General features: G+C 66.5%; 7 protein-coding genes and 1 pseudogene. 1 reads left to right on the forward strand and 7 read right to left on the reverse strand.

What is annotated here, in order from left to right:
* The 7 genes and pseudogenes from F7R02_RS22865 to F7R02_RS22895 all read right to left on the reverse strand — a co-directional run.
* Nucleotides 1-494 (reverse strand): annotated as a pseudogene (locus tag F7R02_RS22865) (hypothetical protein); the annotation flags it as partial.
* Nucleotides 491-1690, reverse strand: a complete 1200-nt coding sequence (locus F7R02_RS22870; protein WP_078591433.1) for a BatA domain-containing protein — start codon at nt 1688-1690, stop codon at nt 491-493. The gene F7R02_RS22870 and the pseudogene F7R02_RS22865, both read right to left, overlap by 4 nt.
* A gap of 43 nt (nt 1691-1733) precedes the next feature.
* Nucleotides 1734-2630, reverse strand: coding sequence for a DUF58 domain-containing protein (locus F7R02_RS22875; protein ID WP_005916003.1), 897 nt, complete (start codon nt 2628-2630; stop codon nt 1734-1736).
* 13 nt (nt 2631-2643) lie between these two features.
* Entirely contained in the window at nt 2644-3636 is a 993-nt protein-coding gene (locus tag F7R02_RS22880) for an AAA family ATPase (protein ID WP_033484682.1), read from the reverse strand.
* Nucleotides 3637-3766: 130 nt separating this feature from the next.
* Entirely contained in the window at nt 3767-4585 is an 819-nt protein-coding gene (locus F7R02_RS22885; RefSeq protein WP_016849083.1) for a DUF4159 domain-containing protein, read from the reverse strand.
* Nucleotides 4582-5916: a TldD/PmbA family protein gene (locus F7R02_RS22890; protein ID WP_078591432.1), complete on the reverse strand. Its 1335-nt coding sequence runs from the start codon at nt 5914-5916 to the stop codon at nt 4582-4584. Before F7R02_RS22890 ends, F7R02_RS22885 begins: the two co-directional genes overlap by 4 nt.
* 14 nt (nt 5917-5930) lie before the next feature.
* On the reverse strand, nt 5931-7565 hold the full coding sequence (locus F7R02_RS22895; RefSeq protein ID WP_003487942.1) for a TldD/PmbA family protein: 1635 nt from the start codon (nt 7563-7565) through the stop codon (nt 5931-5933).
* A 437-nt stretch (nt 7566-8002) separates the two neighbouring features.
* Here F7R02_RS22895 and F7R02_RS22900 point away from each other — a divergent pair.
* A partial coding sequence (locus tag F7R02_RS22900; RefSeq protein WP_151210039.1) for a transposase occupies nt 8003-8189 on the forward strand: 187 nt, incomplete at its 3' end.

Here is an 8189-nt window from a genome sequence, read left to right on the forward strand (position 1 = left end):
CCGCTGCTGGCACGCGCGGCGGCCACGCGGTCGGTTGGCGGGGTGCGGTGGGTGGCCGGTTGTGGCCACAGCAGCAGCGCGCCACAGGCGAGCACGCCCAGCACGCTCCAGGGCCAGGCGCGGCGCCACGGCCAGGCCGGGCGCAGGTCGCGCGGGCTGCTGCGCAGGCGCTGCTCCAGCCGTTGCCGTTGCAGGGTCTGCAGCGGGCCGAGCCGGGTGGCCGGGGCGAACAGCAAATCGCTGCTGTCTTCCAGATCTGCATCGCGATCCAGCCGGCGGATCAGCCAGCTCTGGTCGAGCCGCCGCGCGGCCAGCAGCGCCACGCCGCCCAATGCCAGCAGGCCCAGCAGCAGCGCCACCACGGCTGCCTGCGCACCAGCGCGCCACGCCAGCGCCGCCGGCACCGCCGCCAGCGGCAGTCCGAACAGCAGCACGCCTGCGGCCTGTCGCCGCCGTGCCGCCTGCCACGCCCGCTGCAGTGCCGGCGTGCTCATGCGGGAGTGGACCGGCGCGGCGCGGTGGCCAGCCAGCGTTCGAGCGCGAACAGCAGCAGCACCAGGCCGATCAGCCACGGCGCCAGCGGCCACGGCGCCGTCGTCAGGCGGCTGGCGGCACCGCGTTGCGGTTGCTGGGTCTGTGCCAGCGCGCGCTGCGGTGTGGGCAGCGGCTGCAGGGCGTCGTGCAGGCGGGTGGGGAAATCGGCATCCAGCAGTGCCGGCAGTTGCTGCGGCTGCAGCGGTGCGGCCCAGCGCAACACGCGTCCGCGGCCGAGCGCTGCGGCGTCGAGCAATGGCTCGCCCGACGTAGCCTGTTGCACGGGCTGCAGTGTCGCGGCGAGGTTGGGCGGGACGGGCGTCTGCGCTTCCAGCACCAGCCTCCCACCGGCTGCGACCCAGGCCATCACCGGCGCCGGTGGGGCACTGCGCGAGAGCCATGCCACCACGGTGCCGGGCTGCCAGCGCGAAGGCTGCGCATCGGCCGGCGTGCTCACGGGCAAGCTGCCCGGCAGCGCCCAGGCGGCGTGTACGGCGCGCAGATAGCGCAGGGCCGGCGCGGCGCTGTCGTCGGCAATCGCCTGCAGGCGCAGCGGCGCGGCAGCGGCGGGCGCCGCAAGCGGCGACTGGCCGGGCACGATCTGCCACCGCACCTGATGCGACAGCTGCAGCCGTTGCGCATCCAGCGGGCCCCACTGGGCCGGCACGATCACGCTGAGCGCCGCATCTGGCGGCAGGCTGGCATCGAGCTCGCGCAACAGGCTGGAGACCGGTTGCGTCGCGCCCGCGGGCCTAGCGAGTGTCTTGTGGGTATCGGCATTGGTATCAGCATCGACCGGCGGGAAGCCCGGCGCCAGCCATACCCATTGCGCGTCCGCGGCGTGGCGCAGCTGGCGTGCGGCGGCCACATCCACCCCCGGGCTGAGCGCAATGCGTGGGCGTGCATCGTCATGGCCGCGCACGGCCGGCTCGGCCAGCAGCAGCGCCACGGCAGCGAGCAGCAGCAAGCGCACCAGCAGCAGCGGCCATTCGTCCAAACGCACGTGGTGGCGTGGGCGCGGCAGCGCACGCAACCAGCGCAACGCGGCGAAGTCGGTCGGCCGGTGTTCGCTGCGCCGGGCCAGATGGATCAGCAGCGGCATCAGCAACGCGGCCAACGCCGCCAGGCCGGCGGGGAAAAGCAACAGCAAGTTCATCGCGGCACCCGCCTGGCGACATGCTCGCGGCCGACCTGCCAGCTCATCGCTGCGCGCCTTGCCCGAACAACTGGCGCAACGCCGCGTCGGGTGCAGCGTCCAGATACTGCAGTGCATGTGCGATGCCGGCGGCCCGCCAGCGCGCCTGTTGCGCGCGTTGTGCAGCACCGAAGCGTTGCAGATAATCGGCGCGCATGGCCGCGCCATCGCCCAGCAATTCTTCGCCGGTTTCCGGATCGCGAAACCGGTGCCCGCCGCTGAAACCGAAATCGCGTTCGTCGCAGGTCAGCACCTGCAGTTGCATGACCTGGCGGCGTGCGGCAGCGAGTTTTTCCAATGCAATGTTCAGGTCTTCGTCGAAGCCATCGCCGATCGACAGCACCAGCGCATGCGTGGCGATGCGTTCCCACAGCGGGCGTACGGCGGCCATGCCCGGCCAACGCCCCCCAGCGCGCAATCCATGCAGGGCCAGCCATAGCCGGTCGCGTTGACGCGGCCCGGCGCCGGCCGGCACTGCCACCAGCCCGCCGCCGTGTACCGCGAACAGGCCGACCTGATCGCCCTGCTGCAGCGCGATCTCTGCCGCGCAGGCCGCCAGCGTCGCCATGGTGTGCAGACGCGTGCCGCCGGGGCGCGCGTGATCGGCCTGGCCGGCGGAGGCAGTGGCATCGAGCAACAACCACAGCGTCAGCGGGCTTTCGCGCTCGGCTTCGCGCACGAAGAAGCGGTCCGAGCGCGCGTAGAGCTTCCAGTCGATCTGGCGCAGCGCATCGCCCGGTTCATAGGCGCGGTATTGCGCGAATTCCAGCCCGGCGCCACGGCTGCGGCTGGCGTGTTGGCCGATGCCGTGCGCACCCTGTGCGTGACGCGCACGCAGCTGCAGACCACGCAGGCGGCTGCGTACGTCGCTGGGAATCAATGCCGGCACGTCCACGCTCACGCCGCGCTAGGCCTCACGCCGGGAATGGCACGGCACGCAGCAATGCGGCGACCACGTCGTCGGCCGTGCGTTGTTCGGCCTCGGCGGCGAACGAGAGCAACATGCGGTGGCGCATCACCGGTGCCGCAAGCGCCACCACGTCTTCGCGGGTGGCCGCAAAGCGGCCATGCAGCAGTGCGCGCGCCTTGGACGCCAGCACCAGCGACTGCCCGGCGCGCGGGCCGGCGCCCCATTTGATCCACTGGCGCACTTCGTCGCTGGCTTGCGGGCCGGGACGGCTGGCACGCACCAGCCGGTTGATCCAGGTCAGCAACTCCGCGCCCACATGCACCTGTCGCACATGCTGTTGCAGCGCCTGCACGCTAGCGGCATCCATCACCTTGGGCACCTGCGCGCTTGCGCTGCCGGTGGTCTGGGTAAGGATGTCGCGCTCTTCCTGCTCACTGGGGTAATCCACCCGCACATGCAGCAGGAAGCGGTCCAGCTGCGCTTCGGGCAATGGGTACGTGCCGGCCTGTTCGATCGGGTTTTGCGTGGCCAGCACGAAGAACGGCGCCGGCAGCGCATAGGTGGTGCCGGCATAACTCACCGTGCGTTCGCTCATCGCTTCCAGCAATGCGGCCTGGGTCTTGGGCGGGGTGCGATTGAGTTCGTCGGCCAGCAGCAGATTGGTAAAGATCGGCCCTTGCTGGAAGCGAAAATGCCGATGCCCGGTGCCGTGGTCTTCTTCCAGCAACTCGGTGCCCAGGATGTCGCTGGGCATCAGGTCGGGGGTGAACTGCACGCGGCGGAACTGCAGGTCCAATGCCTGCCCCAGCGAGCGCACCAGCAGCGTCTTGCCCAGGCCCGGCGCGCCTTCCAGCAGGCAATGGCCGCCGGCAAGCAGGCCGATCAGCAATTGCTCCACCACCGCGTCCTGGCCCACCACCGCCTGGGCCAGGGCGGCGCGCAGCGTGCCCAGCTGGGAGAGCTGCGCGGCGAGGATGTCGTTGTTGGGGGAGGTCATGGGCAAGTCTCGCTATAGGGTTGCTGGTGTAGGAGCGCGCTTGCGCGCGACGCTTCACCGGTACATCTTCATCGCGCGCAAGCGCGCTGCAAGGTGTCGATCAAAAGGCATCGCGATCGACATGCGGCGATCAATTGGTCAGCGCATACATCACGATGTTCACGCCGAACTTGGTGTTGTCTTCGGCCAGAAAGCGCTTGTTGCGCCAGTCGTAATCCCACTCACAACCGTAATCCTTGTTGCTGTAGAGCACCCCGAGGCGGCCATCGATGCTGATGCCTTTGAGATAGTCGTGCACCAGGTCGTCGCCCCAGCCATTGAGCTCGAAACCGGTTGCCGGCGGGCCATCGGGAAAGGTGAAGAATGCGCGATAGAGCCGATGGTTCTTGGGGAGTTTCTGCAACGCCGTCTTGCCGAAGATAGAGGTCATCTGCGCTTCGAACGAGGTGGCGAACAGGCCATCGATATCGTGATTGCAGTCGTCCACGAATACGAAGCCGCCGTTACGCACATAGCGCTCGAAATTGCGCCGCTCGGCCGGATTGAACTCCACCAGCTTGTGCCCGGACAGATAGCAGAACGGTGCCTGCAACATGCGCGGGTCGGCCAGATCCAGCACGTGTTCCTGCGGATCCACGCGCAGCTGGGTGTAGTCGATCAACGAGGTGATCAGGTTGGACGGCATGCGCGCATCCACATCCCAATCGCCGGAGTCGTAGCGCAACCGGGTGAACCAGAAATCGTAATTGCCGGCCGCCCGCGCGCGCTGCGGCAGCGCCAACGCAGCGACGCCACCAAGCAACAGGCCAAGGAAATGGCGGCGCGGCGCGGACGGCGCCGAGGCGCGTGGACCGGAAACGGGAGGTGCAGGAAAAACATCAGGCTGCGGAGAGCTTGCTGCGCTCTCCGAATCCCGACTCCCGACTCCCCAATCCCGGTCTTCAGTCACACCGCATCCGACAACGAGGTAAACGTGAAGTCCCGCAGCCGCATCGGCGGAATCATCATCACGAAGTTGGATTCGTCGCCGGCCACGCGCACCGGTTTGCCCAACTCGTCGATGTTGTTGAGCATGATCACCGGCGATTCGTTGAAGCGGAAGTTCTTCACCGGGTACTTGATCTGGCCGTTCTCGATGTAGAAGGTCCCGTCGCGGGTGAGCCCGGTCAGCAGCACGGTCTGCGGGTCGACCATGCGGATGTACCAGGTGCGCGTGACCAGAATGCCCTTCTCGGTGCCACGCACCAGCTCGGCGATGTTCTTGTCGCCGCCGGCCATCAACAGATTGCCCGGCTCGCCGACCGCACGCTTGCCGTTTTTCTGCGCCCAGAAGCGCGAGTACTGCAGGTTGGCGATCTTGCCGTTTTCCACGATGGCCATCTTTTCGCGCGGCAGGCCTTCTTCGTCCCACGGCATCACTGCCGCACGCGGGTCCCACGGGTCGGCGGTGATGTTCACGCGCGGGTCGTAGACCTGTTCGCCGAGCTTGTTGCCGCCACCTTTTTTGGACAGGAAGCTGCGGCCTTCGTCGGCGCGGCGCGCGTCGAAGAAATTCATCATGAAGGAGATCAGGCCTGCGGCCGCCGCCGGCTCCAGGATCACCGTGTACTTGCCCGGCTCCAGCGCCTTGGCTTCGGCCGAATCGCTGGCCTTGCGCATCGCGATGCGGATGTCCTGCTCGGCCTTGAAGTCGGCGGCATCCTTCAGATTGCGGCCCACCCAGCCCGAGCCGCGGCCATCTTCGGTGCGCACGGTGCAGGTGTAGTCGAAGCGCGCACCGCGCTGATAGCCAAAGTTGCCCTTGCTGTTGGCAAATGCGGTAAAGCTCTGGCCGTCTTCGAGGAAGCCGGCCGCGATCAGGCCCTTGCCCTTGCACGGGGCGATCGAATCGGCGGCCACCTGCGCGCGGAACGCCGGACCGATCGCTGCCGTGGATTCGCTGAAGGTGGGGCTGGGCCTGTAGGTCTGCTTGTCGACCGCCGGCATGAATTCCGGGTTTTCCGGTGCCAGCTTGGCCAGGTCTTCGGCACGGCGCACCACGCGCTCCAGCGAGGCGTCGTCGAACTCGTTGATGGTGGCCACGCCCACCCGCTTGCCGAACGCCACCTGCACCTGCAGGTCGGTGTTGTCGACGATGCCGCTGGTGGACACGTTGTTGAGCGCAAAACGGATATTGCCGTCGATCGAGCCGGTGAGGGTGGCGGTGCACTCGTCGGCCTTGGACAGCTTGATGACCTTGTCCAGGATGGCCTTGGCCTGCGCTTCGGTAAGGATGCTCATGTGGGTTTCTCCTGTCAGCCGAGCGAGCGGGCGGTGCTGATGACGTTGATGCCATCGAAGCGGGCGGTGGACGAACCGTGCGAGACCGCCGAGACCTGGCTCGGCTGGCCCTTGCCGTCGAAGAACGAACCGCCCAGGCGGTAGTCGCGCTGGTCGGCCACGGCGCTGCAGGCGTTCCAGAATTCCGGCGTGCGGATCTGGTAGGCCACGTCTTCGAGCATGCGGGTGATGGCGCCGTTCTTGATTTCGTAGAACAGCTGGCCACCGAACTGCGCGTTGTAACGCTGCTGGTCGATGGAGAACGAGCCATCGCCGATGATGTAGATGCCGTTTTCCACGTTCTTGATCAGATCGCTCACGCTCAGCGGCGTCTTGCCGGCGGCCAGCGACACATTGGCCATGCGCTGGAACTGCACGCTCGACCACGAGTCGGCATAGCAGCAGCCATCGGAGGCGGTCTTGCCCAGGATATGCGCCTGATCGCGGATGGCCTGGTAGTCCACCAGCTTGCCGTCGCGGATCAGGTCCCACTGCTTGGTCTTGACGCCTTCATCGTCGTAGCCCACCGCGCCGAGGCTGCCTGCTTGCGTCTTGTCGGCGAGGATATGCACCTTGTCGCTGCCGTACTGGAAACCGGCCTTGAGCTTGTCCAGCGTGGCGAAGCTGGTGCCGGCGTAATTGGCTTCGTAGCCGAGTACGCGGTCCAGCTCCAGCGGGTGACCGATCGACTCGTGGATGGTGAGCCAGGTGTGCGAGGGATCCAGCACCAGGTCGTACTTGCCAGGCTTGACCGAGGGCGCCTTGAGCTTTTCCTGCGCCTGTTTGGCCGCCGCAATCGCATCTTCCTTCATGTCGTACGACAAGCCGTAATTGACCACGCCGTTGGGCGAGACGAACTTGCCGGAGGCGGCGCCATCGAGATATTCATAGCCCAGCCCCATCGGCGCGGACAACCCGTCGCGGGTGCGGAACTTGCCGCTGGCCTTGTCGATGGCGGTGACGCTCATCGGGGCCCAGATGCGGTGCACGTCCTGGTCGATGTAGGAGCCGTCGGTGCTGGCGAAATATTTCTGCTCGTTGACCACGAACAGCATCGAGTTGACGAAGTTGGCGCCGGCCGCCGTGGCGGCGGCATTGACGCCCAGCAGCAGGTCCACCTTGTCCTTGATCGGCACGTCCATGGCGTTTTTCTTGATCGGCGTCTTCCAGCTCACCTCGCCCACGCCCGGCGTCGGCGCCAGTTGCACCGGCGTGCCCTGCACCTTGGCATTGGCCTTGGCGATCGCCGCGGCCTGCGCGGCGGCCTTGGCCACGCCCTGCTCGGTGAGCTCGTTGGTGGCGGCAAAGCCCCACGCGCCGCCCACGATGACGCGGATGCCGGCACCGATGGACTCGGTGTTGACCACGTTCTGCACCTTGTCTTCGCGGGTGATCACGAACTGGCGCAGATAGCGGCCGATGCGCACATCGCAATAGCTCGCTCCGGCCTGACGCGCCGCGTTCAAGCCGGCATCGGCCAGACGCTTCTTGCGGCCCACATCGAAGGGCGTGAGCAACTGCTCGGCGGCAATGGCCTTGCCGAAGTAGGCCGGCACGATCAGCCCGCCCATGGTCAGCCCGGTGAGGGCCAGGAAATCACGTCGCTGCACGGGCAACTCCCCAATAGTCCCGCGCGGCGCGCAGGTGGTGTGGTGACACGCACATGGCTCTGCGCGCGGTATCGGCCGATTCTTGCCGGGCGATGAACGCTGCGTCAAATGACTTTCGGCAGGGGTGCATGTGCAAACGTTGGCCCGTATGAAGCCGGTGGCACTCCCGGCTTGCGTTGATGCGTGGCGAGCGCGGCTGGCAGTGCGATGACTATTGCCGCGCGTTGGAGACGCAGACTGATTTCTTTCTCAACGAAGGCCGAGCAACAAAAGAGCTTCACCAGACCACCGACCAACTGTCTGGCGCGGTGAGGGCAACGTAGCTTGGACTGACCAGGTTTAACGTATGCCAAGCGAGTGCAACAGATGAAATCGTAGCGTTTTGATGTGACTAGGGCCTGTTAACACTAATGGCCCGAGCGATTAAACTATTGGGCATGGAGATCACGCCAGCACAATTTTCTCTGATCGAACACTGCCTGCCGGCGCAGCGCGGCAATGTCAGCATGACCAACCTGCAAGTGGTCAACGCCATCCTTTACGTTGCCGAGCATGGCTGCAAATGGCGCGGCCTACCCAAGCGCTTTGGCAACTGGCATACGGTCTACACACGCATGAACCGTT

Origin of the sequence: Xanthomonas cissicola, assembly GCF_008801575.1 — a bacterium.
GTDB classification, from domain to species: Bacteria; Pseudomonadota; Gammaproteobacteria; order Xanthomonadales; family Xanthomonadaceae; genus Xanthomonas; species Xanthomonas cissicola.